Genomic DNA, 24,644 nt, shown 5'->3' on the forward strand with positions numbered 1-24,644 from the left:
GGCCTCAGTTCCGCTGCTGCGAGGCGGTGATGACCTGCGCGCCTTCCTCCAGGCCGGAGGTGATCTCGGTCAGTTCGCCATCGGTCGAGCCGATCTTGACGTTGACCGCATGCGGCCGGCCGTTTTCCAGCACGTAGAGCGTGCGCGATCCATCGGTGGGGGCCGTCGCTGCCTGGCGCTGGCGATTGCCGCCTGGGCGGCCCATGCGGCCGGTGAACAGGTCGCTGAAACTCCAGGGTCGCGGGGCCTGCTGCGCCGGGCGGTAGCGGAAGGCGCCGGCGGGCACGGTGAGCACATCCTTGGCCTGCCGCGTCACGACTGAAACCGTGGCGGTCATGCCGGGACGCAGCAGCAGTTCGGAATTGTCGACCTCGAGCCGCGCATTGTAGGTGACGACGCCGTCGGTGGTGACCGAGGCATAGGAGATATCGCGGATCTCGGCATCGAACGGCCGGTCCGGAAATGCGTCGACCGTGAAACGCGCATGCTGGCCCGGCTTGACGGCGCCGATGTCGGCTTCGTCGACCGCCGCCACAAGTTCCATGTTCCTCAAATCCGCGGCGATGATGAACAGCACCGGCGCCTGCAGCGAGGAGGCGACGGTCTGGCCGGGATCGACCGAACGCGTCAGCACGATGCCGTCGATCGGCGCGTAGATGGTGCTGTTGGCAAGGTCGGTTTGCTGCGACTTCAGATCGGCATTGGCGATGGCGAGATTGGCCTCGGCGCTGTCGAGCGCCGCCTTGGAGCGGTCGCGCGTCGCGGTCGCCGCCTCGAGCGATTGGTCGGTTGCCATGCCGCGCTTGGTCAAGGCCGCCGCGCGCGCCAGCGCGCGTTCATTCTCGGCAAGCGTTACCTTGGCGTCCTCGACATTGGCCGCCGCCGCCTTGGCGGACGCTTCAGCCCGTTCGATCTGGACCTGCAGCTTGGCGGTATCGAGGGCCGCAAGCACGTCGCCCTTCTTCACTTGCTGGTTCTCGTTGACCGAAACCGAGCGTATGATGCCGGAGAGCTGGCTGGAAATGTCGACCTGGGTGAGCGGCTGCAGCGTGCCGGTGGCGGACACCTGGACGGTGAGGTCGGCCTTGGCGGCCGGTACGGTGGTGTAGTCGATCTTGGCCGGCGTGCCGGCATACCATTGGTAGAGGCCGAGACCGGCGGCAAGCACGATCAGGGTCAGCAACGCATAGAGCCAGCCACGCCGGCGCGTCTTGCGCAGACCTTGTCGGTCGAGCCCAAGCGCCGTCTCGATGGCGGAATCCGATTCCGTCTTTGGCAGATTGACAATCTGGTCCACGCCGGACCCCTATGAAGCGCAATGTCCCTATCTGCGTACAGATCAGGCTTGATGGTTCAAATATCAAATTAAATTTCGCCCATGTTTGGATCGAGGCAGGAATGCAAACCCGGAATTACTTGCTTTACGATGTGTTCACGACCGAGCGACTGGCCGGCAATCCGCTGGCCGTGGTGTTGGATTGCAAAGGTCTGGACACGGCGGCGATGCAGGCCATCGCGCGCGAGTTCAATCTGTCCGAATCGGTCTTTGTGCTGCCGCCGGACAATCCCAAGCATAAAAACCGCATCCGTATCTTCACGCCGGACTATGAAATGCCGTTCGCCGGCCACCCGACGGTGGGGTCGGCAATCGCACTGGCCGAGCTTGCCGGCGAGGGCGCGGCCGGCATCTTCGTGCTGGAGGAGAACATCGGCCCGGTGCGCTGCGCCGTCAGCAGGCACGATGGCGCGACTTTCGCCGAGTTCGACCTGGCGAAATTGCCGGAGCCGCTGAAGCTCGAAGCCGATCCGGAGGCGATCGGTGCCGCCCTTGGCCTGACGCCGCATGAGATCGGCTTCGAGAATCACCGCGTTGGGTTCTGGTCGGCGGGCGTGCCCTATGTGACCATCCCGGTCGCCAATCTCGAAGCGGCGGGCCGCATCCGGCTGGACAACCAGGCGTGGTCGGAACTGGCGCCGCGCAAGAGCGACTGGGCCTTCGCCAGCCCCTATGTCTACTGCCGCGAGACGGTGAATCACGAAAGCGCGTTCCATGTGCGCATGATCGTGCCCGGCACGCCTTCCTACGAAGATCCGGCGACCGGCTCGGCGGCGGCCGCCTTCGCGGGCGCCATCATGCATTTCGACGGCCCGACGGACGGGGTTTCGCAGCTGTGGATAGAGCAGGGGTTGGAGATGGGACGGCCGTCGCGCATCCGCCTCGAACTGACCGTGCAGGGCGGAAAACTGGCCTCGGCGCGCATTGGCGGCAACGCGGTCAAGGTGGCGGAAGGCAAGCTTTTCGTCTGATTGCGATGGGCTGAAAGCGATTTGTCGGGAAATGACTCCGGCAGGGCTGGACATGACGGATGGTGGCGGCTATATGCCCGCCAACGCCGGTTTTTGCCGGCCGAGTGGGTGCGTAGCTCAGTTGGTAGAGCAGCTGACTCTTAATCAGCGGGTCCACAGTTCAATCCTGTGCGCACCCACCAAATTCCTTGAAGACTTGGTGGAAAGACCCTGAAAGCGGGAAACCGATGAGGCTCATCCAAGGTGAGCCATCGGCGTTCAAAGGCGATTGTTGCCACGCCCAAAAACGCGGCCCAGAAACCTGCCGAATCGAAAAGCGATACCACCGTTTACGCTTTGATGTCCGTCGACGTCACTGCCGGCCTTTCCTCCTGAAAGATCGCTGATGAGCCACCAGAAGAAAATCAGGAAAAGAACAAGAATCCCGGTGTCGATTGGGCCGTAGGTGGAGTATCCGCTGCGCCAAAGCACACCAGCACATATTGCAGCGATGGTTGCAGCAGCAGCGACTGGAGGTAGCTTTTTCATCCTAAAACTCTATTGGAGAATCGCCGGGAACGAAAGCTGCCGTCCTGTGGGGCAGCCCTGTCGGCCTCACCCACCGGAAATCCCCTGATTACTTCTCCGAAACACCAGCCTCGGCAAAACTTGCCATTCTCGCGTGGCACTCCAGTGCCGAGCGAACAATGTTGACGGCGAGGCAGGCGCCGGAGCCTTCGCCGAGCCGCATGCCGAGATCGAGCAGCGGCGGCAGGCCGAGCGCTTCGAGCAGGCCGCGATGGCCGGATTCGGCCGAGACATGGGCAGCGATCGTGTGTGCGAGGCCTGTCGGATGCAGCCTTGCCAGCGGGGCCGCTGCGGCAGTGCAGACGAAGCCGTCGAGCAGCACGGGTATGCCGAGATGACGGGCGGCCAGCGTGGCGCCGAAGATGGCGGCGAGTTCGCGCCCGCCGAGCGTTGCGGCCACGCCCAACGGATCGGCAAGAGCGGCGGCGTGACGCTTCAGGCCGGCCTCGATGGCGACCACCTTGCGCTTCAGGCCGGCATCGTCGACGCCGGTGCCGCGCCCGGTCCATTTTTCCGCACCGCCGCCGAACAGGGCGGCTGAAATGGCTGCGGCCGGTGTGGTGTTGCCGATCCCCATCTCGCCGAAGCAGATCAGGTCCAAATCCTTCGTCACCGCGTCATGGCCGGCCGAGACGGCGGCCAGGAACGCTTCCTCGTCCAGGGCCGGCACTTGCGTGAAATCGCCGGTCGGATGGTCGAGGTCGAGCGGGATGACATCCAGTTCGGCGCCGGCAATGCGGGCAAGCTGGTTGATGGCCGCGCCGCCGCCGGCGAAATTCGCCACCATCTGCACGGTGACTTCCGAAGGGTAGGCCGACACGCCTTGCGCGGTGACGCCATGATTGCCGGCGAAAACGAAGACTTTCACCCGGTCGAGTTTCGGCATGTCGCGGCCCTGCCAGCGCGCCAGCCATGCGGCGATGGTTTCCAGCCGGCCGAGGCTGCCTTGCGGCTTGGTCAGCGTGTCCTGGCGGCGGGCGACCGCATTGGCGGCCGTGTCGCTGCCGGTGGGCAGGTCGAGGCAAGCAGCGCGCAGTTCATCAAGTGATTTGAAGGACATGGGGGCAAAATCTCCAAAAGGGAATCAAGCTAAGGGAAATCAAGAGAGGGCGACGGAAGCGACGAGCAGCACCGCGATTTCGTTCACCTGCTGCAAGGCGCCGATCGTGTCGCCGGTCTGGCCATCGATCTGGTTGAGGCAAAGGGCGTGGAAGGCGGCAAACAGCAGGGCAAGCAGGATCAGCGCGGCGACGGCGCCGCCGATCCCGAGCAGGAAGAGCGGGATGGCGCCGAGCACGGCGCCGGCGATTGCCGTTTCCCGTGAGACGGTGCCGGCGCCGGCCGAAAGGCCGTCGTCGCGGGCCGGGGGCAAGATGTGCATGAAGGCGCCGAGCACGCCGCGCGAGACCGCGTGCGCGGCAATGAGGGCGAAGAGCGCCTGCGTCGGGTCGACGAGTTCGGAGAGCGCGCTCCAGCGGATCAAGAGCGACAGTGCCAGCGCCATGGCGCCGTAAGCGCCAATGCGGCTGTCGCGCATGATCTCCAATTTGCGGCCGCGCGATTTGCCGCCGCCAAAACCGTCGGCGACATCGGACAGCCCGTCCTCATGCAAGCAGCCGGTGGTGACCACCGTTGCAACCAGCGCAAGCGCCGCCGCCGGCCCCATGGCAAGGCCAAACCGTTCCGCCGTGGCAAAGACGATCGCGCCGATCAGGCCGACCACGACGCCGGCGACGGGCGCCGCCCAGATCGCGGCGGCAAGGCCGCGGCCGCGAAAGTCAAACACGGGCAGCGGCAGCCTGGTGAAGAAGACCAGGCAGAGCGCAATGTCATCAAGGATTTGCCGGGGTGAGAAGGTCAAGTTGGGGAGCTTCTTCATGGCCTAGCCCCTCGCAATGGCGTGGAAGAAGGTGCCGCTGACATGGCCGCGCCGATAGCCCGAAGCGCCGATCGGATTGCCCTGGCCGTCGGCGAGGTCGGCCAGCGGCTCGTCATTGCCGGTGGCCGTCATCTGCGCATAGTGGAATTCGTGGCCCCGGATCAGCGCACCCGGTGAGCCCAACGGACAATCCGCACGCAGCCGCGCCTCGCGATAGCCGAGGTTCATCTTGCGTTTGGCGAAGCTGGTCGAATGACCGAGCAGTCCGAGCATGCGATGCGTTTCGCCCGATGCATCCTCAAGCGCCTCGCCGAGCGCCATGAAGCCTCCGCACTCGCCATGGATTGGCTTCGTCGCCGCGAAACGTGCCATTCCTGCTTTGAAAGTATCCACTGCTGCCAGGCGGCCGGCATGGAGTTCGGGATAGCCGCCGGGCAGCCAACAGACATCGCAGCTGTCGTCAGGTGCTTCATCGGCGAGCGGCGAGAACGGAACGACCTCGGCGCCGGCCTTGCGCCAGTAGGCCACCACATGCGGGTAAAGGAAGGTAAAGGCGGCATCTTCCGCCAGCGCGATGCGTTGGCCGGGCGGCTGCAGCGCGTCTTCAAAGCCGCCTTCTGCCGGGGCGAGGGGTCTTGCCAGCCTCATCACGGCGTCGAGGTCGAGCGATTTCTCCGCCATGTCGGCCAGCCGGTCGAGATGCGCCATCAGATCATCATATTCGCCGGCCTGGACGAGGCCGAGATGGCGTTCTGGTAAATTGAGCGTGGGATCGCGCAGGATGGCGCCGACGACGGGCAGTCCGATCGCCTCGATGGCGTCGCCGGACAGCCGCCGGTGGCGCTCGCTGCCCAGCCGGTTGAGCACGACGCCAGCCATGCGCACGTCTGGATCGTAGGTGGCGAACCCCTTGGCGACGGCCGCCGCCGTGGTCGATTGGCCGGACACGTCGAGCACCAGCAGCACCGGCAGGCCGTAGAGCCGGGCAAGATCCGCCGCCGAGCCGGTGCGGCCCGGCGCGGCCGGAATGCCGTCGAACAGGCCCATGGCGCTTTCGAGGATGACGAAGTCCGTATCGTCTGCCTGTTGCGCGGCGAGCGCGTTGAGCAGCGATGGCGGCATAGCCCAGCTGTCGAGATTGACGCCGGATAGTCCAGTGGCGGCAGTGTGAAAACCGGGATCGATATAGTCAGGACCGGATTTGGCGCCGCGCACTTTGAGCCCACGCCGGGTGAGCGCGCGCAGGATGCCGATGGTGACGCTGGTCTTGCCGGAGCCGGAGCGCGGCGCACCGATGATGATGGCCCGTGCCGTCATGCCCCGCCCGCCAGTGCCGCGCGCATGGCGACAATGCCGCCGACGACGATCAGAGCCGGCGAGGCGAGCCCGGCTGCGGCCGCTTGCTCGGCGATGGTGGCGAGAGTAGCGACGACGGTCCGCTCCTGCGGCGTGGTGGCGGCGACGATCACCGCCGCCGGTGTCGACGGCGCCAGCCCGCCATCGAGCAGTGCCGCTGCGATCAGAGGCAGATTGGCCATTCCCATATAGACGACGACAGGCTGGCCGGTGCGGGCGATCGCCGCCCAGTCGATGTCGTCGTCGGTGCCGGCGGCATGGCCGGTCGCCAGGATCACCGCCTTGTTGATGCCGCGCATGGTGGCCGGGATGCCGGTTGCGGCCAGCGCGCTGAGACCCGATGTCAGGCCGGGCAGGACGCGGAAAGGAATGCCTTCGCGCACCAGCGCCAACGCCTCTTCACCGCCACGGCCGAAAATATAGGGATCGCCGCCCTTCAGCCTCATGACGCGACGGCCTTCGCGGGCCAGCCGCACCAGCAGTGCGGTGATGTCGTCCTGCTTCATCGACGGTTTTCCACCGCGCTTGCCGGCAAAGAAAAGCTCGGCGTTTTCGGCAACCGCGACGACATCAGGCGAGACCAGAGCGTCGTAGACCAGCGCATCCGCTTCGGCCAGTGCGGCCAGCACTTCCAAGGTCAGGCAGCCGGGATCTCCGGGGCCGGCGCCGGCCAGCCAGACATGGCCCGGATCGAGCGGGCGCGGCTTGAAGTTCAGCCGCGACAAGGCCTGTTCGAGCGTGGTGTTGCCGCCCTTGTTTTTGCTGGTGCCGCTCACAATCCGTCCCGTCCGCGAAAACGCCGCTGGTAATGGGCGTCGTAAAGAGAACTCTCGCCAAATCCTTCCGCTGCAAGCGAGCGGCCGACGAAGATGATCGCCGTGCGCTCCATCGGATCGGCCGCAAGCTGTGCCTCGATCGTCTCCAGCGTTCCCGTCAGCACGCGCTCATCCGGCCATGAGGCGCGGAAGACGATCGCTACCGGGCAATCACCGCCATAGTGCGGCGTCAGCTCGGCGGCCACGCGGTCGATGGCGTGGATGGCCAGATGAATGGCCAGCGTGGCACCGGTGCGGCCGAAGCCGGCCAGCGTTTCGCCCGGCGGCATTTTTGAAGCGCGACCGGAGATTCGGGTCAGCACCAGGCTTTGGGCAACTTCGGGAATGGTCAATTCGCGGCGAAGGGTGGCGGCAGCGGCAGCGAAGGAGGGCACGCCCGGCGTCAGCGTGTAGGGTATGCCGTGCCTTTCCAGCCGGCGGATCTGCTCGGCAACCGCACTCCACACCGACAGGTCGCCGGAATGCAGGCGGGCGACGTCGTGGCCGGCCCTGTGGGCATCGAGATAAGCGGCTTCGATCTCGTCGAGCGACATCGGCGCGGTGTCGATCAATTTCGTTCCCGGCGCACAGTGCTGCAGCAATTCGGGCGCGACGATCGAGCCGGCATGGAGGCAGACCGGGCAGCTTGCCAACAGTTTGGCGCCGCGCAGCGTGATCAGGTCGGCGGCGCCAGGACCGGCGCCGATGAAATGAACGGTCATGGCGCGTCTCCGCTGATGGCGATGGCGCAGGTGACCGGGCCGAGCACCGTTCGGGGGCCGAGCAGCCTGGCGCCCTTGCCGGCCACCGCGAGGGCCGATGCTTCGGAAACCGACGGCGTGCCGGCCAGCTCTTGCGAGAGATCGGAATGGCTGAGCGTGTCCGTCGATACGGCCTGAAGCGCTGTGTCATCGACGATGATGACCGGTAGGTTCAGCGCGCGGCCGGCGGCGGCGATCGCATCCTCATCCTGTTTGAGCGTGGCGGTCGCCAGTGCGGAAAGCGCCGTCATCGCCAGCCCATGCGCTTCGAGAGCGGTTTCGATCGCCGCAAGCACGTCTTCAACGTTCACGCCTTTTCGGCTGCCGATGCCCGCGACCATCATGGTTTTACCCAGCTCCATTGGGTGACCGGCATGGCCGGCCGCCAGGCCTGCATCGAGCCGACCGGCGAAGCGCGCGAAATGGCGATGCGCGTGAGATCGCCGCCCAGTTTTATGTGCTGGGCGAGAAGCAGGGCCTCCATTTCCAATGTCACCGCATTGGCGACGAGCCGGCCGCCGGGGCGCAGTGCCTCTATGGCCGCCTTCAACACGCCGGCGTCGCTGCCGCCGCCACCGATGAAGATGGCGTCGGGCGTGTCCAGTTTGGCAAGCGCCCTGGGCGCGCTGCCTTCCACCACGACGAGGCCGGGAACGCCGCAAGCAGCGGCGTTATGAGCGACGCGAGCGGCACGGATCGGGTCGGCTTCGATGGCAATCGTGCGCATCAGGGGGTGGGCGAGCATCCATTCGATGCCGATGGAACCGGAGCCGGCGCCGATGTCCCACAGCAGTTCGCCGCGCCTTGGCGCCAGCGCGGACAGGGTGATGGCGCGGATTTCGCGCTTGGTGATCTGCCCGTCATGGTCGAATAGATGATCGGCAAGGCCAACCGTGAGCGGCAGCACACGGGCTTGCGGGCTAGAATCAATTTCGATCGCCAAAACGTTGAGTGGATTGATGTTTTCGATGTCGAAGGCATCGGCTCGCGTGGAGCGCGTGGTCTCCATCGGACCGCCCAGCGCCTCCAGAACCGTCAGCCGCGAGGCGCCAAAATCGAGTTCAGTGAGCAGGCGGGCAATGGCGGCCGGTGCGTCGCCATCGGATGTCAGCGCCAGAATGCGCGCGTTGGGTTGCAGCAGGGGGCGGATCAGGTCGATCGAGTGGCCATGCAGCGAGACGGTCTCGATCTCCTGCAGCGCCCAGCCAAGGCGGGCGGCTGCAAGCGAAACGGCTGACGGAGCGGGGATGACATGCATCTCACGCGCTTTGACCTTGCGGGCGAGGGTGGCGCCGACTCCATGGAAAAAGGGATCGCCGGAGGCGAGCACGCAGACGTTTCTGCCGGCAAGCGCCAGCACATCGCGCATCTCCGGATCGAAAGGAACCGGCCAGGGCCGCGCATCGCCCTTGGCGAAGGAAGCGACCAGGGCCAGATGCCGCTTGCCGCCGAAGATGATTTCCGCCCCGGCAATCCGCTGCTTGGCCTCGTCGCCGAGACCCGCTAAACCGTCCTCGCCGATGCCGACGATGGTGAGCCACCTCGCGTTGAGCTTGGCGCCGCGCGGACCCTCAGCAGGCATGATGACCCACCGCATTCTGATCCTTGGCGGCACGACGGAGGCCCGGCAACTGGCCGGAACACTTGCTGCGCGCGACGACTGCTTGGTGACACTGTCGCTGGCCGGCCGGACCGAAAGTCCGGTCGCGCAAGGCGTGCCGGTGCGAAGCGGAGGATTTGGCGGCGCCGACGGGCTGGCCGCTTATCTCGGGGAGACGGGCACGGATCTGCTGATCGACGCCACGCATCCCTACGCGGCGCGAATCTCCGCCAATGCCGCGCAAGCCGCGCGTGTGGCCGGCGTGCCGATCCTCGCCTTGCGCCGCCCAGGCTGGGAACCGGTAGAAGGCGACCGCTGGACTGATGTCGATACGGTCGATGATGCCGTGCAAGCGCTGGGAGCGGCGCCGCGCCGCGTGTTCCTGGCGCTGGGCCGGCAAGAGGTCGGTGCCTTCGATGCCGCGCCCCAGCACCATTATCTCATTCGGAGCGTCGATCCGGTCGAACCGAAGCTGGCTGTGCCCGATGCGACCTATCTGCTGGCGCGCGGGCCGTTCCGGGAGGACGACGAACGCGCCCTGCTCGAAACGCATCGTATCGAATTTGTCGTGTCCAAGAACAGCGGCGGCGCGGCCACCTACGGCAAGATCGCCGCGGCGCGGGCGCTGGGCATCGAGGTTGTCATGGTCCAAAGGCCTGATCTGCCGGATGTTCCCTCGGCGGAAACCGTCGAAGTTCTGGCCGCGCTTGTTGATCAATTTGGGATCGATCATTTTGTCGGGCCCGCTGCCGAACGCGGCGTATAGACCAGCGCCGGCTTGTCACCGCGCTTGATGATCCGGGTTTCCGGAGAGCCGATGATGATGCAGGTCGCCATGTCGGCCTTCTCAGCCTCGACATCTGCCAGCAGATAGACCTCGATGCGCTCGTCCGGGCGGCCGGCGGCGCGGCCGAAAATGACTGGCGTGGTGCCGGGCAGGATGGCGGTCAGGCACTCGAAGGCGCGGCCAAGCTGCCAGGGGCGCGCCTTGCTGATCGGGTTGTAGAGCGCGATGACGAAGCCCGCGCCGGCGGCTGCCAGCAGGCGCAGCTCGATCAATTCCCATGGCTTCAGATTGTCGGACAGCGAGATGGCGCAGAAATCATGGCCAAGTGGTGCGCCGATGCGGGCGGCGACCGCCAGCATGGCGGTGATGCCGGGAACGACCGCGACATCGACGGCGCGCCATTCGGCCGGGCCGGCCTCGATCGCCTCGCAGACGGCGGCCGCCATGGCGAACACGCCGGGGTCGCCGCCGGAGACCACGGCGACGTCATAGCCTTCCGCGGCCTTGATCAGGGCATCCTTGGAGCGGGCGAGTTCCTCGCGATTGTCGGAGGCGACGCAGGTCTGGTCGGCGCGAAGCTCCAGCCGGTCGAGATAGGGCTTGTAGCCATAGAAGTATTTCGCTTGCGCCACAGCACGGCTGGCTTCCGGCGTAACCTGGTCGGCATTGCCGGGGCCGAGGCCGATGACGGTGAGGCGGCCGCTCATGTCTGCGCTCCCAGCGCACCGGGCCGGCCGGACCAGCCGGCCACCAGCACGATGGCGAAATAGGGCGCCTTGTCATCCTGTTTGTCGGCAAGCCTCATCGAAACGCTGCCGGCCATGGTGCCACGCTCCACATAGACGGCGCGCGCCAGCTTGCCGGTCGCCTCCAGCGCGCGCCTGATCTTGGGAAGGTTGCGGCCGACCTTCATGATCACGGCGGCATCGGTGTCGGCGAGCCGGCGGCTCAGCTCGAACTCGCTCATCGTGCCCGGCAGCACGGTCAGCACGTCATCGCCCTGGACGATCGGAACACCGGTCTGCGACCAGCAGCCGGACATGGCGGTGATGCCGGGAATGACTTCGGTCGGGAAGCGATGGGCGAGGCGCACATGCAGGTGCATGTAGGAGCCGTAGAACAGCGGGTCGCCTTCGGACAGCACGGCGACCATCTTGCCCGCTTCGAGGTGGCCGGCCACCGTCTCGGCGGACTCTTCGTAGAAAGCCGTGATCTGCGACCGGTAGTCGTCGTGATCCTTGTCGATTTCCGTGGTCACGGGATAGAGCAGGGGCAGTTCCGTCATGTCCGGACGGAACCGCGTTTCAACGATAGCGCGCGCATTGCTGTTGTTGCCGCGCTTGGCGAAATAGGCCACCACGTCGGCCTCGGCCAGGGCCCGCGCGGCCTTCAGCGTCAACAGCTCGGGGTCGCCGGGACCGGTGCCGACGCCGACGAGACGGCCTTTTGCAATGGCGTTCACAGGCCGGGCCTCGCCAATGAATTGAGCGCGGCGGCGGTCATGGCGCTGCCGCCGAGCCGGCCGCGCACGATGGCGTAGGGCACGCCATAGGAATTTTCGGCCAGCGCATCCTTGGATTCGGCAGCACCGACGAAGCCGACCGGCATGCCGATGATGGCGGCCGGCTTGGGCGCGCCGTCGCGCAGTTTCTCCAGGAGATAGAACAGCGCAGTCGGCGCGTTGCCGATGGCGACGACGGAGCCCGCCATGCGTTCGCCCCACAGGTCTATCGCCGCGGCAGAGCGGGTGTTGCCGATTTCCCTGGCGATGTCGTGCGTACGCGGGTCGCGCAAGGTGCAGATCACCTCGTTGCCGGCCGGCAGCCGGGCGCGGGTTACACCATGCGAGACCATCTCCGCGTCGCAGAAGATCGGCGCGCCGGCCGCCAGAGCGGTGCGGGCGGCGGCAACGAAATCGGGGGAGAAAACGAAATGGCTGGATGCTTCGACCTGGCCGCAGGCATGGATCATGCGGATGGCGACATCGGCCTCGGCTTCCGAGAAGCGGGAAAGGTCGGCCTCGGCGCGAATGATGGCGAAGGAGCGCTCGTAGATCGCCGTGCCGTCGTGAATGTAGTCGTGGGCGGCCATGCTCATTTCCGTTTTTTAGTTTGGGCCTGTCGGTAAGCCTCGGCGATGCCGGCCGGCCCGAGCCTTGTCAGGCAAGCGGCGGCGGTCTCGCCCTGAAATCGTGCGCTGCGGATCACTGCGGCGACGCGACTGAAACCACGCGCGGCGTCATAGCCCGGCCTGTACCCGGCAGGAAGGGCCTTTGCCGTCGCGTTCACGACAAGTCCGGCTCCATTTTCGCCGCCGACGATCGTCAGCGCCGCCGGGCCGGGATGCGCGCAGCCCTTGGCGCAGCCGGAAATGTGCAGCGTGAAGTCGAGGATGTCGGCGTTTTCGGCGGCGATCGTCCCGGCTATGTCGCGCGTGGCGATGCGGCCGGAACCGCAGGCCGGGGTGCCGGGGCAAGCCGCGATGCGCGTGCGCGGATCGGTGGGGGAGGTGACGAAGCCGAGGGCGGCGGCTGTGTCTTGAAGGGGCTGGTTGGCGGCCGGTGGCTGGCCGAGGAAGAGCAAAGCGCGGCCTGGGGCGAGGTGGATTTCGGTGGTGCCGAGGGAGAGGGCGCTTTGGGCGAGGGCGATGATTTTGTCCGCCGGCATGCTGCCGTAGGGGAGGGCTATGCCGAGGGTGAAAATGTCGCCGGCCAAAGGGAAAAGGCCGATAGGTTTGCGCGAGGCGCCCCCCTCTGTCCTGCCGGACATCTCCCCCTCTAGGGGGGAGATTACGCTGTCACCGATGGTTTCGCCAATCTCCGGTCTTGTTAAGGAAAAGCCGGCGCCCGAACTGCCAATCTCCCCCTTTGTGGGGGAGATGTCCGGCAGGACAGAGGGGGGCGCCTCGCGCAAACTTGTCAAGCATAGCCAGCCTGCCAGAGACACCAACTGCCTCTCCGACAAATCCCTTGCGTGAGCCTCACGGCCTTTCTCGGCCACCATTCTTAGCGCGGCAACGGCAATGTCGCGCGCTGAGTCGTCTCTCACCGTGGCGAGCAGCCTCGCATTCTGTCCATCGCCCGCGACAGACATCTGCCACTGGATTCCCGGATCGGCTCGCACCGCCTTCAGCCGCACATCAGCTGTCACTGCATCCATCGACAGCTGCCCGCCGCCGTCCACGATGACCGAAACCTTCGGCCCTAGCCGTTGCGTCAACCCAGCCTCATCGACCGCCACCCTGATCCGCTCAGCCATAGGCCGCGGATCGGCGATCTCCTGCGGATCGATGCCCGCCAGCGGTCCCGTCTCGACCGGCACGCCTGTGCGCACCGCAATGCCCAGCGCATCGACCTCCGCTGCCAGCAGCGCGGCGCTGTCCGCCGTTAGCCCGCGTATTTGCAGGCTGCCGCGCGCGGTCACCTCCATGATGCCGTTGCCGTGTCGCAGGGCGGATTCGGCCAGGCCGATCAAAAGCTTCGGCGACAGGCCTCCAGCAACCGGGTTGAGCCGCACCAATAGCCCGTCGCCGGTCAGCATCGGCGCCGACAGAGCCGGACAGGCACCACGGCGCGAGAAAGCGTTCATGCCGCCACCCCGAGCGCTTCCGCCTCGGCAATGAGTGCGGCGAGGTCGTCGTCGACGGAGTTGCGCAGCGGATGCCAGAGGCCTCGCCGGCGCGCCGAGAGAAAACGCTCGGCAATGATTTTCGCGGCCGCCGGGTTTTCGCGCAGGATGAAGGCGCGAACTTCGGCGTCGCCGACATAGGCGTCGTGCACGGCCTCGATCAGCGCGCCCGATATGGCATGGGTGGTCTCGGCAAAACCGACCAGCCGATCGACCGTCTCGGCGAATTCGGAGGCGCCGCGCGGGCCGTGGCGCATCTGGCCGGCGATGAAACGCGCATTGACGGCGCGAGCGCGCACCACCCGCGACACGGCCTCACCAACCGAGCGTGGCTTCGGCTTTTGCGGATCCGTGGTGTCGAGCACGATGACGTCGGCATTCCTGCCGAGCGCTGCGAGGGCTGCCGAAAATCCACCGATGAAGGCGACGTCGGCGGAGCCTTCGAGGATGTCGCGGCCGGGGTCGTCGCCGGTGTGGACGAGAAGGTCGGCCTCGGCGATGCGGCCCTCGAAAGCGCCGGGCGCGGAGACGCCTTCGCCGCCGGCACCGCCATAGGCATGCGAGGTGGCGTCGAGATAGGCGCGGCCGATCTCCTCGCGCGCGCTCCAGTCGCCGCTCGACAGCAGATCCTCGACGCCGGCGCCGTAAGTGCCGGGCGAGGTGCCGAAGATGCGCGGGCTGATCTTGCCGTCGGCGCGGGTTTTGGCTGCGAGCGGGTTTTCCGCATCCTCCTCGTCGCGGCCGGCGACGGCATTGGCGGCGGCATCGATTAGCGCGATCTGGGTCGGGAACATGTCGCGGAACAGGCCCGATATGCGCCAGGTGACATCGACGCGTGGCCTGCCGAGCGTGGCCGGCGGCAACACCTCGATGCCGGTGATGCGGCCGGTGGCAGCATCCCATTGCGGGCGGCAGCCCATCAATGCCAGACCTTGAGCAATCTCTTCGCCGCCGGTGCGCAGCGAGGCCGAGCCCCAGAGGTCGATGACCAGCGAGCGCGGCCAGTCGCCATGCGACTGCATGTAGCCGCGCACCACTTCTTCCGCCGCAGCCTTGCCCAGATCATAGGCGGTCGGCGTCGGCATGGTGCGCGGATCCGACGTGAACAGGTTACGGCCGGTGGGCAGCACGTCGGAACGGCCCCGCGCCGGCGCGCCGGCCGGACCGGCCTTGACGTGGCGGCCATCGAGCGCGGCGAGCAGCGCCGCCTTCTCGGCCTCGGCACTTTGGCGGCGCATGGCGTCGGGCTCCTCCTCGGGCGCACGGCCATAGACATGCAACCCGTCCTTGATGGCAAAATCCTTGAGATCGCAAAGCCAGGCGTCGATGCGGCGCAGCGCTTCGTCGGGTGCGTCGGTCCTGGCGACGCCGGCTTCCGAGGCGAGGCCGGTTTTCTGCGCGGTCTCGACGATCAGCTTGACCAGACGATCGCGGCGGCGGCGGTCGAGGCCATCGGCCTGGGCGTATTCGTCGACCAGCCGTTCAAGCTTGTGCTGGTTTTCGTCGAGCCCGGCACCGGTCAGCGGCGGCGGCAGATGGCCAAGCGTGACGGCGGCGATGCGCCGCTTGGCCTGCGCTGCCTCGCCGGGATTGGAGACGATGAAGGGATAGATGACAGGCAGCGGACCGGTGACGATCTCGGGAAAGCAGTTTTGCGAAAGCGCGACGGTTTTGCCCGGCAGCCATTCCAGCGTGCCATGGGCGCCGACATGGATAAGGGCATGGACGCCGAGCGACTTGCGCAGCCAGAGGCCAAAGGCGAGGAGCGCATGGCGGGGCGGGAGCGTCGGGTCGTGATAGTCGGCGCGGCGGTCGGCGGAGCGGCCGCGATCGGGGGCGAGGGCTACGGTGATGTTGCCGAAGGTGGCGGCGCGGAAGGGGAAGTGGGCGGCGGCCTTTTGTGAAGATTGGAGCGAGGCGCCCCCCTCTGTCCTGCCGGACATCTCCCCCTCAAGGGGGGAGATTGGCAGTTTAGTCGCCGGCTCTCCCTTTACAAGATCGGAGATTGGCGAAGGCGGAGATGGGAGCGCAATCTCCCCCCTAGAGGGGGAGATGTCCGGCAGGACAGAGGGGGGCGCCTCACGCAAGCCTCTCCCTTCGGCTTTTCCCCATGCAGCCTCTACCGCGGCAATTGCCGCGGTTGGCAGGCTCTTCGAGAAGTCCAGATATTCCTCCAGCCCCAGCCCATCCTCGCCCCGCTCCAGCAAACCCAGCAACTCACGCGGCGTCTCAGGAATCCCCTCAACCCCATAACCCTGCTCCTTCAGGTCGTGCAGCATGGCCAGCACGCTGGAGGGCACGTCGAGGCCGACGGCGTAGCCGGTGCGGCCGGGGGCGCTTGGATAGTCCGGGATGAGGATCGCCAGTTTGCGGGTCGTGCTGGGCGTTTGCTGCAGCTTGATGAAAGCCGCAACGCGGTCCGCGACTTGGGCGACACGATCCGGTTCCGGCCGATTGGCGAAAGCGCGATGACCAAGTGCCGGATCGGTCTCGCTCTCGCCCTTGAAGGAAATGGCGCCGGCCAGGATGCGGCCGTCGAGTTCGGGCAGCACGACGTGCATGGCGAGGTCGGCGGGCGCCAAGCCGCGCTGGTTGTTTTCCCACACGTCGCGGCGGGTGGTGGCGACGATGACCTGGAAGACGGGCACGCCGGCGCGGTCGAACAGGGTTTCGACGCCGGGTTCGGCACCGGAGGCAAAGGCGGTCGCGGCGATGATGGCGGCAGGTTTCAGCGTGGCGAGCGCGGTTTCCACGAAGGCCAGGGATGCCGGGTCCTTGAGGCTGGAGACGAAGATCGGGACGGGGGTTATGCCGCGTTGGGTGAGTGCTTCGAAAAGGGCATCGATCGGCGCGACATCGGCGGCTAGCAGCATCGAGCGGTAGAAGAGGATGGGGATGACTGGCGTGGCGTTTCCCTCCCCCTCGAGGGGAGGGTGGCCCGCAGGGCCGGGTGGGGTCGGTACGACCGGGGGCGACGTTTCCTTGAGTCGGCGCGCTCCGGAGAGGACCCCACCCCGGCCTGCGGCCGGACCCTCCCCTCGGGGGAGGGGGACGATGCCGCGTGTGGGCTCGTAGTAGCCGACTTTTGGAACTTCGACCGGCTCGGCAATTTCCGCATCCTGCCCAGCCAGCCCCGCCAGCCTCCGCATCAGCGCACTCATATTGGCCGGGCCGCCCTCGCGGAAATAGCCGAGCAGGCTATCCAACTCCTCGCGCGGCAGCGTCGAGGCTTTGATGAGGCGGAGATCCTCGTCGTGGCTCTCACCCGGCAGCAGCGCCAGTTTAATGCCGTGCGCGCGGGCGGTCGCGGCGAGCTGGTCGCAGCCGTAGCGCCACCAGTCGTGGCCGCCGAGGATGCGCACGAGGATGATCTTGGCATGGCGGGCGACGCTGTCGACCCAGAGGTCGACGGACATGGGATGACGCAGGTCGCGCAGTGCGGCGAGCCGCATCGAGGGCAAGCGGCCAGCATCGGCCTTCCACGCCTCCGCCAATCCGGCCAGATCGCTGTCGGTGAAGGACAGCGCCACGATATCCGCCGGCGTCTGCCGCAGGTCGACCGGCTCGGCGAGATCGTCGAGCGAGGCGGAAGTCGTGGTGAGGATGTGCATCGCGGCCTGTCCGAGATCAGCCGGCGAGTATGCGTTCGATCGCCGGGCGGTTCAGCCCCTTGAGACCGATGACGACGAGGCGCGAACGACGATCGTCCTCAGCCGTCCAGGCGCGGTCATAGTAATGATTGACGCGCGGCCCGACGGCTTGGAGCAAGAGCCGCATCGGCTTGCCGCCGACCTCGACGAAGCCTTTGACGCGCAGGACGTTTTCCTGTTCGGCGGCGTTGGCGACGCGCTTTGCCAGCTCGTCGGGATTGGCGATCGAGGGAATGTCGACGATGAAGGTGTCGAAGTCGTCATGCTCGTGGTCGAACGCACCGTCATGATGGGACTTGCGGTTCTCGATGTCGTCCTCGACTGCGAGACCGAGGCCGAGCAGCACGGAGGGATCGACCTTGCCATGCGAGGTCGGCACGATCTTCACGGCGCGGGCGGAGTGTTCGTTGATGATGGCGTTGGCGCGGGCTGAGCCTGCGGCGTCCATCAGGTCGCTCTTCGACAGGATGATCAGGTCGGCGCAGGCGATCTGGTCCTCGAACACTTCCTCGACCGGGTCGTCATGGTCGAGGCTCTCATCCTGAGCGCGCTGCGCCTGCAGCGCGTCCATGTCGTTGGCGACGCGGCCTTCGGCCAGCGCCGGGCCATCGACCACGGCGATGACGCCGTCGACCGTGACGCGGCTTTTCACCGTCGGCCACTGGAAGGCCTGGACCAGCGGCTTGGGCAGAGCCAGGCCCGAGGTCTCGATCAGGATGTGGTCGACCTTCGGCGTCAGCGCCAGGATCTGGTCGAGCGCCGGCACGAAATCGTCGGCGACGGTGCAGCAGATGCAGCCATTGGCCAATTCGACGATGTTTTCCTCCGGACAGGTGTCGATGCCGCAGCCCTTCAAAATCTCGCCGTCGATGCCGATGTCGCCGAACTCGTTGACGATGATGGCAATGCGTTTGCCGCCGGCGTTTTCCAGGAGATGGCGGACCAGTGTCGTCTTGCCCGCGCCGAGAAAGCCGGTGACGACGGTGCAGGGAACGCGAGAAAGGTTGGCGGACGAATCTGGAGCAGTCATGGTCAGTCCTTCAGCATGTCGAGAGGAGGGATGCGGGCAACGAGGCCACCCTTGAGGCTATCGGGCCGGCCACGCCACGGGATGAGGCCGTCGGTCGAAGTGGCGAAGAGCTTTGCGCCGGCGACAAGGTCGGCGCCGCTGGCCGTGGTCAGGTCGCCGATGACATAGCTCCAGCAGCCATCGCGCAGGATCGCGGCGCTCAGCCGGCGCTTGCAATTGCCGAGGCATTCGACGGTGCGGACGCAGATATCTTCGCCCGAGGCGGCGTTGCGCGTATCCTCAGCCAGCAGTTCGCCGGCGCGGGGATGGGCGTCGGAGCCGGTTTCGTCACGGCACGAGGCACAGATGATCACGGTGACGCCGGACAAGGCATCGCTGTCGGCGGACGAATTGTCCGCTGTGCCAGCCGAAAAACTGCTGTTCTGGTCCAAAAAACCGGGCTCCTTGCCCGGAAACCCGCCGGGCGATCGGATTATGTTGTCGCAGACGGCAGGTCTCCTGGCTCGCGGGTCATCGCCTTGGTTAGCCGCCTTCCCGGGAATTCCCAGTGGCTTTCGGCCTTGGCTCGTCGCTTACAGTTGCGGGGACAGCCGCGGATTTGAGATTTTTTCATCCCGCACCGCATTCCCTCTTAGCCCCTCTCATTGAAGAGAAGAGACCGTCTGGAGCGGATTTAGGCTGTTGCGGGCAGGACTGTCAACGCGGGCCTACGACATGGCGATGTCGGCAAGTGACGGTCCGAGGTCGCCAGCGGGCGTCACTTCCATGCGCTCAAGCCCGAGCCAGCCCTGCATTTGCTTCAATTCCTCGAAAAGCTGGGCGGCGGTTTCAGGCGGTGCGCCAGCTTCGGCATAGGCTGCGTGGACGCGTAGCACACTCGCCGGCCGATCGGCCTTGAGATCGACGCGCGCTACAATCCTGTCGCCGAGCAGGAACGGCAGGACGTAATAGCCGTATTGGCGCTTTTCGGCCGGCGTGTAGATCTCGATACGGTAGTGGAAATCGAACAGCCGCTCCGAGCGCGAGCGTTCGAAGACCACGGGATCGAACGGGGCCAGCAAGGCACGGGCGTCGATTTTCCTGGGCAGACGCGCATCCTTGTGCAGGTAAGCGGGCTTATCCCAGCCTTCGACGCGCACCGGCAGCAGCTCACCGAGTTCGACCAATTCCTCCAGGCGGCCCTTCATGTCGGCGGGGGAAAGGCGGAAATAGTCGCGCAAATCGCCTGATGTCGCCACGCCATGGGCGCGGGCGGAGATGCGCAGCAATTCGCGGTGCGCGTCCTCGGCGGCCGGTACGGGCAGGTCTAGGATCGCCGGCGGCAGCACGCGCTCGGGCAGGTCATAGAAGCGCTCGAACCCGCGGCGGTGCGCCGTCGTGATGCGCCCGGCCCAGAACAGCCATTCGAAGGCATGCTTGGCGTGGCTCCAGCCCCACCAGCCGCCCGAGCCTTTCTGGCCTTCGAGCGCGGAAGCAGCGATCGGGCCGCGCGCGACGACCTCGCGGTAGATCTCTTCTATATAGGCGGCGTGCTCGCGGCCCCATTTGGCCAGCCCCAGATACATCTCTTTGCCTTGCTCGGCGCGCTGCATGCGCCAGCGCATCAGCGGCCAGGTCTCCACCGGCAGGAAGGAGGCCTCGTGCGCCCAGTATTCGAACACCGTGCGCTTGCGGGTGACGGCGGCGTTGTCGAGCAGAGCGAGCGGGTAGGGGCCAAGGCGCGAATAGAGCGGCATATAATGCGCGCGCACCACCGCGCTTACGGAATCGATCTGCAGCAGGCCGGTGCGGGACAGAACGCGGGCGAAATGACGGCGGTCGGGCGTGCCATTAGGGCGGGGGTCGAGAAAACCCTGAGCGGCGAGCGCGACGCGCCGGGCGGTGGCAAGCGAGATCTTTTCCTTCATTCGGATGCGACTCTTGTAACTCGTTGACCGTCGTTTGATGGGTGATTCCTGCCCATGCTAGCAGGGTTTTGGCGGCATCCATGTCAGGAGAGAAAAGTGGAGTAAAGAGCGAAGGAAATCAAACGGGAGCGTATCGGACCAGTTTCTCCGTATATGCCGTCCAGCACCGCGTTTTGAACAAGGTTTGACTTGCTTCGCTGGAAGTGCTGCGCTAACCCTCGCCGCGTTGCAGCATAGGCCCCTTAAAACGGTTCAGCGGTTAAACTGTCACGCTTCCGCATTAAGGTCCGGTGCTGTAATCAAAGTGGATTGGCGCCAACGGAAAGCCGCTGCATGAACGCACTTCTCAGTTCGTACCTGCCCATCGTCATGTTCATCGGCGTGGCGCTGGTTGTCGGCCTGGCACTGCTGGCCGCACCGTTCCTGGTGGCGTACCGCAACCCCGATCCCGAAAAGCTTTCCGCCTACGAGTGCGGTTTCAACTCGTTCGACGATGCCCGCATGAAATTCGACATCCGCTTCTACCTGGTGTCGATCCTGTTCATCATCTTCGACCTGGAAGTCGCCTTCCTGTTTCCCTGGGCGGTGTCCTTCTCGAAGATTGGCATGCTCGGCTTCTGGTCGATGATGGTGTTTTTGGCAGTGCTGACCATCGGCTTTGCCTATGAATGGAAAAAAGGAGCGCTGGAATGGGATTGAACGACAGTTCAGGCACCCTCGTCGCGCCGAAGCCCAAGGGTATCATCGATCCCAACACCGGCAAGCCGGTGGGACAGGACGATCCCTTCTTCCTCGAAATCAACAACGAGCTTGCCGACAAGGGTTTCCTGGTCACCTCGACCGAGGCGCTGATCACCTGGGCGCGCAGCGGCTCGCTGATGTTCATGACCTTCGGTCTGGCGTGCTGCGCGGTCGAGATGATCCATACCTCGATGCCGCGTTATGACTCGGAGCGGTTCGGCGTCGCGCCGCGCGCGTCTCCGCGCCAGTCCGACATCATGATCGTGGCCGGCACGCTGACCAACAAGATGGCGCCGGCGCTGCGCAAGGTCTACGACCAGATGCCGGAGCCACGCTACGTCATATCGATGGGCTCGTGCGCCAATGGCGGCGGCTACTACCACTATTCCTATTCGGTGGTGCGCGGCTGCGACCGCGTCGTGCCGGTGGACATCTATGTGCCCGGCTGCCCGCCGAGCGCCGAAGCCCTGCTCTACGGCATTCTTCTGCTGCAGAAGAAGATCCGCCGCACCGGCACGATCGAACGGTAAATCCATGGCCGCATCCCTTAGCGAACTGTCGACCTATCTCGGCGAGAAGCTGCCTGGCCGCTTCAGTGACGCGGTGCTCGCCTATGGCGAACTCACCGTCCATGTCGAGCCGCAAAACCTGGTCGAGGTGGTGACCTTCCTGCGCGACGACCCGCGCTGCCAGTTCATCTCGATCATCGATGTCTGCGGCGCCGATTATCCGTCGCGGGCCAAGCGCTTCGACGTCGTCTATCACCTGTTGTCGCCGAGGCAGAATGTCCGCATCCGCGTCAAGGTGCAGGCCGACGAGGAAACGATGGTGCCGTCGATCACCGGCGTGTTCCCGGGTGCCGACTGGTTCGAGCGCGAGACTTACGATCTCTATGGCGTGCTGTTCTCGGGCCATCCCGATCTGCGCCGCCTGTTGACCGACTACGGCTTCGAAGGCCATCCGCTGCGCAAGGATTTCCCGCTGACCGGTTTTGTCGAAGTGCGCTACGACGACGAAGCCAAGCGCGTCATCTACGAGCCGGTCGAGCTCAAGCAGGAATTCCGCAATTTCGATTTTTTGTCCCCGTGGGAAGGTACGGACTACGTGCTGCCGGGTGACGAGAAGGCAAAGCAGTAAATGGCTGAAACCTCCGTCCGTAACTTCAACATCAATTTTGGCCCGCAACACCCTGCAGCGCATGGTGTTTTGAGGTTGGTTCTCGAACTGGACGGCGAAGTCGTCGACCGCGTCGATCCGCATATCGGGCTCTTGCATCGCGGCACGGAAAAGCTGATCGAGGCCAAGACCTATCTGCAGGCAGTGCCTTATCTCGACCGGCTCGATTATTGCGCGCCGATGAACCAGGAGCATGCCTTTGCGCTGGCCGCCGAGCGCCTGCTCGGCATCGAGGTGCCAAGGCGCGGCCAGTTGATCCGCGTGCTCTACTGCGAAATCGGCCGCATCATGTCGCATATCCTCAATGTGACGACGCAGGCCATGGACGTCGGCGCGCTGACGCCGCCGCTGTGGGGCTTCGTCGAGCGCGAAAAGCTGATGGTGTTCTATGAGCGCGCCTCCGGCTCGCGCATGCATGCCGCCTATTTCCGCCCCGGCGGCGTCCACCAGGACCTGCCGCGCCAGCTGGTCGAGGATATCGGCAAGTGGATCGATCCGTTCCTGAAGTCGCTCGACGATCTCGACAAGCTGCTCACCGGCAACCGCATCTTCAAGCAGCGCAATGTCGATATCGGCATTGTTTCGCTGGCCGATGCCTGGGCCTGGGGCTTTTCGGGCGTCATGGTGCGCGGCTCGGGCTCGCCTTGGGACCTGCGCAAGTCGCAACCTTATGAATGCTATTCGGAAATGGATTTCGACATTCCGATCGGCAAGAACGGCGACTGCTTCGACCGCTACCTGGTGCGCATGGAAGAGATGCGGCAGTCCGCGAAGATCATGCGCCAGTGTGTCGATCTCCTGCTCGGCAAGGAAAGCACCGGACCGGTGTCGAACCTCGACGGCAAGGTGGTGCCGCCGAAGCGCCAGGCGATGAAGCGCTCGATGGAAGCGCTCATCCACCACTTCAAGCTCTACACCGAGGGCTATCGCGTGCCGGCCGGCGAGGTCTATGCGGCCGTCGAGGCGCCGAAGGGCGAGTTTGGCGTCTACCTGGTCTCCGACGGCACCAACAAGCCCTACCGCTGCAAGCTGCGCGCGCCCGGCTTCGCGCATCTGCAGGCCATGGATTTCCTGTGCCGCGGCCACATGCTGGCCGACGTCACCGCCGTTCTTGGCTCCCTCGACATCGTGTTTGGTGAGGTCGATCGCTAAATGTCAGTCCGCCGTCTCGCAGAAGCCAGCGTCCAGCCAGCCTCCTTCGCCTTCAACCGGGCGAATGCGGCCGTAGCGAAGCAATGGATCAAGAAATACCCCAAGGGCCGCGAGCAGTCGGCGATCATTCCGCTTCTGATGATAGCGCAGGAGCAGGAAGGCTGGGTCACCAAGGCGGCGATCGAGACGATTTCGGACATGCTCGGCATGCCGCGTATCCGCGGGCTCGAGGTCGCGACCTTCTACACGCAATACCAGCTCAATCCCGTCGGCACGCGCGCGCACATCCAGGTCTGCGGCACCACGCCCTGCATGCTGCGCGGCTCGGAAGCGCTGATGGATGTCTGCCGCTCGAAAATCCATCACGACCAGTTCCACACCAACGACAAGGGCACCTTGTCGTGGGAGGAGGTCGAGTGCCTCGGCGCCTGCGTCAACGCGCCGATGGTCATGGTCTTCAAGGACACGTTCGAGGACCTGACACCCGAAAGGCTGGCCGAAATCATCGACCTCTATGACGCGGGCAAGGGCGCCTCGGTGGCGCCGGGGCCGCAGAATGGCCGCACCGGCTCGGAGCCGGCCTCTGGCCTCACCACGCTGAAGAACGAAAAGGCGATCCTCAAGTCGACCCGCGACCGGGAAGCCAGGGAAGCAGCCAAGGCCGCCAAGGCGGCGCCCGACGCGATCATCGCGGCGCCGGTTCCGGCACCCGCCACTGCCCCTGTCGCGCCGTCCAATGCCAGCAAGCCGAAGACCGATGCGGCCGAGACCAGCCCGGCATTGAAGACACCCTCGAAGACCAAGGTGGCGCCAGCGGCGGAGAAGGCGGCGAGCGTTTCGGCGCCGCGGCATTCGGCCGTCAATGCCAACAAGGCGGCCCCCGAGGTCGAGAAGGTTTCCAAGCAGCGCAGCGGTCCGATCGCCAAGGCCGCGCCGGCCACCGCGTTCAAGGCGCCGGAGGCCAAGGTGCCCGTGGCAAAGCCGGCAAAGCCATCGCTTGAGGACAAGAACCGTCCGGCGGGCATCGACAAGCCGGCCGCGGTCGACGACCTCAAGCTGATCTCCGGCGTCGGTCCGAAGATCGAGGGCATCCTGCACACGCTGGGCATCTTCACCTTCGCGCAGGTCGCGTCGTGGAAGAAGGCGGAGCGCGAGTGGGTCGACGGCTATCTTTCCTTCCAAGGCCGCATCGACCGCGATGACTGGGTCAAGCAGGCCAAGGCGCTCGCCAAGGGCGGTGTCGCCGAATACATCCGCGTTTTCGGCAAGAAGCCGGTCTGAGGGACGAAA

General features: G+C 65.6%; 24 protein-coding genes, 1 tRNA gene and 1 riboswitch. Of the genes, 8 read left to right on the top strand and 17 right to left on the bottom strand.

All coding sequences use genetic code 11. The features are described from left to right. Window positions 1–4: 4 nt before the first annotated feature. Entirely contained in the window at window positions 5–1,297 is a 1,293-nt protein-coding gene (locus AC0NIH_RS17030) for an efflux RND transporter periplasmic adaptor subunit (RefSeq protein WP_473461926.1), read from the bottom strand. A 101-nt stretch (window positions 1,298–1,398) separates the two neighbouring features. Here AC0NIH_RS17030 and AC0NIH_RS17035 point away from each other — a divergent pair, with 101 nt between their 5' ends. Together AC0NIH_RS17035 and AC0NIH_RS17040 are read left to right on the top strand one after the other, a co-directional pair. Then, entirely contained in the window at window positions 1,399–2,307 is a 909-nt protein-coding gene (locus AC0NIH_RS17035; RefSeq protein ID WP_473461924.1) for a PhzF family phenazine biosynthesis protein, read from the top strand. A gap of 106 nt (window positions 2,308–2,413) precedes the next feature. Then, window positions 2,414–2,489: transfer RNA gene (locus tag AC0NIH_RS17040), tRNA-Lys, on the top strand. A gap of 76 nt (window positions 2,490–2,565) precedes the next feature. Here AC0NIH_RS17040 and AC0NIH_RS17045 read toward each other — a convergent pair. The 8 genes from AC0NIH_RS17045 to cbiE all read right to left on the bottom strand — a co-directional run bounded on the left by AC0NIH_RS17045 (window position 2,566) and on the right by cbiE (window position 9,267). After that, a complete protein-coding gene (locus AC0NIH_RS17045; protein ID WP_473461922.1) occupies window positions 2,566–2,835 on the bottom strand; it encodes a hypothetical protein in 270 nt (89 codons plus the stop codon). Window positions 2,836–2,923: 88 nt separating this feature from the next. Further along, window positions 2,924–3,934, bottom strand: a complete 1,011-nt coding sequence (gene cobT, locus AC0NIH_RS17050; RefSeq protein ID WP_473461920.1) for a nicotinate-nucleotide--dimethylbenzimidazole phosphoribosyltransferase — start codon at window positions 3,932–3,934, stop codon at window positions 2,924–2,926. A 39-nt stretch (window positions 3,935–3,973) separates the two neighbouring features. Then, on the bottom strand, window positions 3,974–4,753 hold the full coding sequence (gene cobS, locus AC0NIH_RS17055) for an adenosylcobinamide-GDP ribazoletransferase (RefSeq protein WP_473461919.1): 780 nt from the start codon (window positions 4,751–4,753) through the stop codon (window positions 3,974–3,976). Between the two features lie 3 nt (window positions 4,754–4,756). Beyond that, on the bottom strand, window positions 4,757–6,070 hold the full coding sequence (locus AC0NIH_RS17060) for a cobyrinate a,c-diamide synthase (RefSeq protein ID WP_473461916.1): 1,314 nt from the start codon (window positions 6,068–6,070) through the stop codon (window positions 4,757–4,759). Then, entirely contained in the window at window positions 6,067–6,885 is an 819-nt protein-coding gene (gene cobA / locus AC0NIH_RS17065; RefSeq protein ID WP_473461914.1) for a uroporphyrinogen-III C-methyltransferase, read from the bottom strand. Before cobA ends, AC0NIH_RS17060 begins: the two co-directional genes overlap by 4 nt. Then, window positions 6,882–7,646 (bottom strand): precorrin-4 C(11)-methyltransferase, encoded by a 765-nt coding sequence (cobM, locus tag AC0NIH_RS17070; protein WP_473461912.1) that lies wholly within the window; start codon window positions 7,644–7,646, stop codon window positions 6,882–6,884. Before cobM ends, cobA begins: the two co-directional genes overlap by 4 nt. Then, a complete protein-coding gene (locus AC0NIH_RS17075; RefSeq protein ID WP_473461909.1) occupies window positions 7,643–8,029 on the bottom strand; it encodes a cobalamin biosynthesis protein in 387 nt (128 codons plus the stop codon). The genes cobM and AC0NIH_RS17075 overlap by 4 nt, the downstream gene beginning before the upstream one ends. Beyond that, window positions 8,026–9,267, bottom strand: a complete 1,242-nt coding sequence (cbiE, locus tag AC0NIH_RS17080; protein WP_473461907.1) for a precorrin-6y C5,15-methyltransferase (decarboxylating) subunit CbiE — start codon at window positions 9,265–9,267, stop codon at window positions 8,026–8,028. The genes AC0NIH_RS17075 and cbiE overlap by 4 nt, the downstream gene beginning before the upstream one ends. Before the next feature lies 1 nt (window position 9,268). On the opposite strand from cbiE, the gene AC0NIH_RS17085 reads away from it, so the two are divergent. Continuing rightward, complete coding sequence (locus AC0NIH_RS17085; protein WP_473462189.1) at window positions 9,269–10,051, top strand: cobalt-precorrin-6A reductase; 783 nt, start codon at window positions 9,269–9,271, stop codon at window positions 10,049–10,051. On the opposite strand, the gene AC0NIH_RS17090 is transcribed toward AC0NIH_RS17085, so the two are convergent. The 8 genes from AC0NIH_RS17090 to AC0NIH_RS17125 form a co-directional block, all read right to left on the bottom strand. After that, window positions 10,015–10,779, bottom strand: coding sequence for a precorrin-3B C(17)-methyltransferase (locus AC0NIH_RS17090; protein ID WP_473461904.1), 765 nt, complete (start codon window positions 10,777–10,779; stop codon window positions 10,015–10,017). The two genes, AC0NIH_RS17085 and AC0NIH_RS17090, sit on opposite strands and share 37 nt — an antisense overlap. Continuing rightward, entirely contained in the window at window positions 10,776–11,534 is a 759-nt protein-coding gene (locus AC0NIH_RS17095; protein ID WP_473461901.1) for a precorrin-2 C(20)-methyltransferase, read from the bottom strand. Before AC0NIH_RS17095 ends, AC0NIH_RS17090 begins: the two co-directional genes overlap by 4 nt. Next, window positions 11,531–12,163 (bottom strand): precorrin-8X methylmutase, encoded by a 633-nt coding sequence (locus AC0NIH_RS17100; RefSeq protein WP_473461899.1) that lies wholly within the window; start codon window positions 12,161–12,163, stop codon window positions 11,531–11,533. Before AC0NIH_RS17100 ends, AC0NIH_RS17095 begins: the two co-directional genes overlap by 4 nt. Before the next feature lie 2 nt (window positions 12,164–12,165). Next, window positions 12,166–13,659: a precorrin-3B synthase gene (cobG, locus tag AC0NIH_RS17105; protein WP_473461897.1), complete on the bottom strand. Its 1,494-nt coding sequence runs from the start codon at window positions 13,657–13,659 to the stop codon at window positions 12,166–12,168. Next, the gene (locus AC0NIH_RS17110) at window positions 13,656–17,309 is read right to left on the bottom strand and encodes a cobaltochelatase subunit CobN (RefSeq protein ID WP_474024998.1); all 3,654 of its coding nucleotides are present in this window, start codon (window positions 17,307–17,309) and stop codon (window positions 13,656–13,658) included. Before AC0NIH_RS17110 ends, cobG begins: the two co-directional genes overlap by 4 nt. 16 nt (window positions 17,310–17,325) lie before the next feature. Continuing rightward, window positions 17,326–18,378 carry a cobalamin biosynthesis protein CobW gene (gene cobW, locus AC0NIH_RS17115; RefSeq protein ID WP_023763308.1) on the bottom strand — a complete coding sequence of 351 codons (1,053 nt, stop codon included), beginning with the start codon at window positions 18,376–18,378 and terminating at the stop codon, window positions 17,326–17,328. Window positions 18,379–18,380: 2 nt separating this feature from the next. Continuing rightward, window positions 18,381–18,809: a DUF1636 family protein gene (locus AC0NIH_RS17120; RefSeq protein ID WP_473461892.1), complete on the bottom strand. Its 429-nt coding sequence runs from the start codon at window positions 18,807–18,809 to the stop codon at window positions 18,381–18,383. A 40-nt stretch (window positions 18,810–18,849) separates the two neighbouring features. Further along, window positions 18,850–19,056: riboswitch (cobalamin riboswitch) on the bottom strand. Window positions 19,057–19,085: 29 nt separating this feature from the next. Next, window positions 19,086–20,285 (bottom strand): winged helix-turn-helix domain-containing protein, encoded by a 1,200-nt coding sequence (locus tag AC0NIH_RS17125; protein ID WP_473461891.1) that lies wholly within the window; start codon window positions 20,283–20,285, stop codon window positions 19,086–19,088. A gap of 333 nt (window positions 20,286–20,618) precedes the next feature. On the opposite strand from AC0NIH_RS17125, the gene AC0NIH_RS17130 reads away from it, so the two are divergent. From AC0NIH_RS17130 to AC0NIH_RS17150, 5 genes are read left to right on the top strand one after another with little or no spacing between them, the layout of a single operon-like run. Further along, window positions 20,619–20,984, top strand: coding sequence for an NADH-quinone oxidoreductase subunit A (locus tag AC0NIH_RS17130; protein ID WP_473461890.1), 366 nt, complete (start codon window positions 20,619–20,621; stop codon window positions 20,982–20,984). Continuing rightward, entirely contained in the window at window positions 20,975–21,556 is a 582-nt protein-coding gene (locus tag AC0NIH_RS17135) for a NuoB/complex I 20 kDa subunit family protein (RefSeq protein ID WP_013894808.1), read from the top strand. Before AC0NIH_RS17130 ends, AC0NIH_RS17135 begins: the two co-directional genes overlap by 10 nt. A gap of 4 nt (window positions 21,557–21,560) precedes the next feature. After that, the gene (locus AC0NIH_RS17140; RefSeq protein WP_023763311.1) at window positions 21,561–22,163 is read left to right on the top strand and encodes an NADH-quinone oxidoreductase subunit C; all 603 of its coding nucleotides are present in this window, start codon (window positions 21,561–21,563) and stop codon (window positions 22,161–22,163) included. Further along, window positions 22,164–23,354, top strand: coding sequence for an NADH-quinone oxidoreductase subunit D (locus AC0NIH_RS17145; RefSeq protein ID WP_013894810.1), 1,191 nt, complete (start codon window positions 22,164–22,166; stop codon window positions 23,352–23,354). Beyond that, entirely contained in the window at window positions 23,355–24,635 is a 1,281-nt protein-coding gene (locus AC0NIH_RS17150) for an NADH-quinone oxidoreductase subunit E (RefSeq protein WP_473461886.1), read from the top strand. Window positions 24,636–24,644: the final 9 nt, after the last annotated feature.

The organism is Mesorhizobium sp. WSM1386 (assembly GCF_055901595.1).

Excerpts from the sequence above, each read along its gene's own strand:
- AC0NIH_RS17140 (WP_023763311.1), top strand. The coding sequence starts at position 21,561 with ATGGCCGCATCCCTTAGCGAACTGTCGACCTATCTCGGCGAGAAGCTG.
- AC0NIH_RS17075 (WP_473461909.1), bottom strand. The coding sequence starts at position 8,029 with ATGATGGTCGCGGGCATCGGCAGCCGAAAAGGCGTGAACGTTGAAGAC.
- AC0NIH_RS17135 (WP_013894808.1), top strand. The coding sequence starts at position 20,975 with ATGGGATTGAACGACAGTTCAGGCACCCTCGTCGCGCCGAAGCCCAAG.
- AC0NIH_RS17110 (WP_474024998.1), bottom strand. The coding sequence starts at position 17,309 with ATGCACATCCTCACCACGACTTCCGCCTCGCTCGACGATCTCGCCGAG.
- AC0NIH_RS17035 (WP_473461924.1), top strand. The coding sequence starts at position 1,399 with ATGCAAACCCGGAATTACTTGCTTTACGATGTGTTCACGACCGAGCGA.
- cbiE (WP_473461907.1), bottom strand. The coding sequence starts at position 9,267 with ATGCCTGCTGAGGGTCCGCGCGGCGCCAAGCTCAACGCGAGGTGGCTC.
- AC0NIH_RS17145 (WP_013894810.1), top strand. The coding sequence starts at position 22,164 with ATGGCTGAAACCTCCGTCCGTAACTTCAACATCAATTTTGGCCCGCAA.
- cobG (WP_473461897.1), bottom strand. The coding sequence starts at position 13,659 with ATGAACGCTTTCTCGCGCCGTGGTGCCTGTCCGGCTCTGTCGGCGCCG.
- AC0NIH_RS17100 (WP_473461899.1), bottom strand. The coding sequence starts at position 12,163 with ATGGCCGCCCACGACTACATTCACGACGGCACGGCGATCTACGAGCGC.
- cobT (WP_473461920.1), bottom strand. The coding sequence starts at position 3,934 with ATGTCCTTCAAATCACTTGATGAACTGCGCGCTGCTTGCCTCGACCTG.
- AC0NIH_RS17125 (WP_473461891.1), bottom strand. The coding sequence starts at position 20,285 with ATGAAGGAAAAGATCTCGCTTGCCACCGCCCGGCGCGTCGCGCTCGCC.
- AC0NIH_RS17090 (WP_473461904.1), bottom strand. The coding sequence starts at position 10,779 with ATGAGCGGCCGCCTCACCGTCATCGGCCTCGGCCCCGGCAATGCCGAC.
- cobW (WP_023763308.1), bottom strand. The coding sequence starts at position 18,378 with ATGACTGCTCCAGATTCGTCCGCCAACCTTTCTCGCGTTCCCTGCACC.
- AC0NIH_RS17045 (WP_473461922.1), bottom strand. The coding sequence starts at position 2,835 with ATGAAAAAGCTACCTCCAGTCGCTGCTGCTGCAACCATCGCTGCAATA.
- AC0NIH_RS17085 (WP_473462189.1), top strand. The coding sequence starts at position 9,269 with ATGACCCACCGCATTCTGATCCTTGGCGGCACGACGGAGGCCCGGCAA.
- AC0NIH_RS17130 (WP_473461890.1), top strand. The coding sequence starts at position 20,619 with ATGAACGCACTTCTCAGTTCGTACCTGCCCATCGTCATGTTCATCGGC.
- AC0NIH_RS17060 (WP_473461916.1), bottom strand. The coding sequence starts at position 6,070 with ATGACGGCACGGGCCATCATCATCGGTGCGCCGCGCTCCGGCTCCGGC.
- cobS (WP_473461919.1), bottom strand. The coding sequence starts at position 4,753 with ATGAAGAAGCTCCCCAACTTGACCTTCTCACCCCGGCAAATCCTTGAT.
- AC0NIH_RS17150 (WP_473461886.1), top strand. The coding sequence starts at position 23,355 with ATGTCAGTCCGCCGTCTCGCAGAAGCCAGCGTCCAGCCAGCCTCCTTC.
- cobM (WP_473461912.1), bottom strand. The coding sequence starts at position 7,646 with ATGACCGTTCATTTCATCGGCGCCGGTCCTGGCGCCGCCGACCTGATC.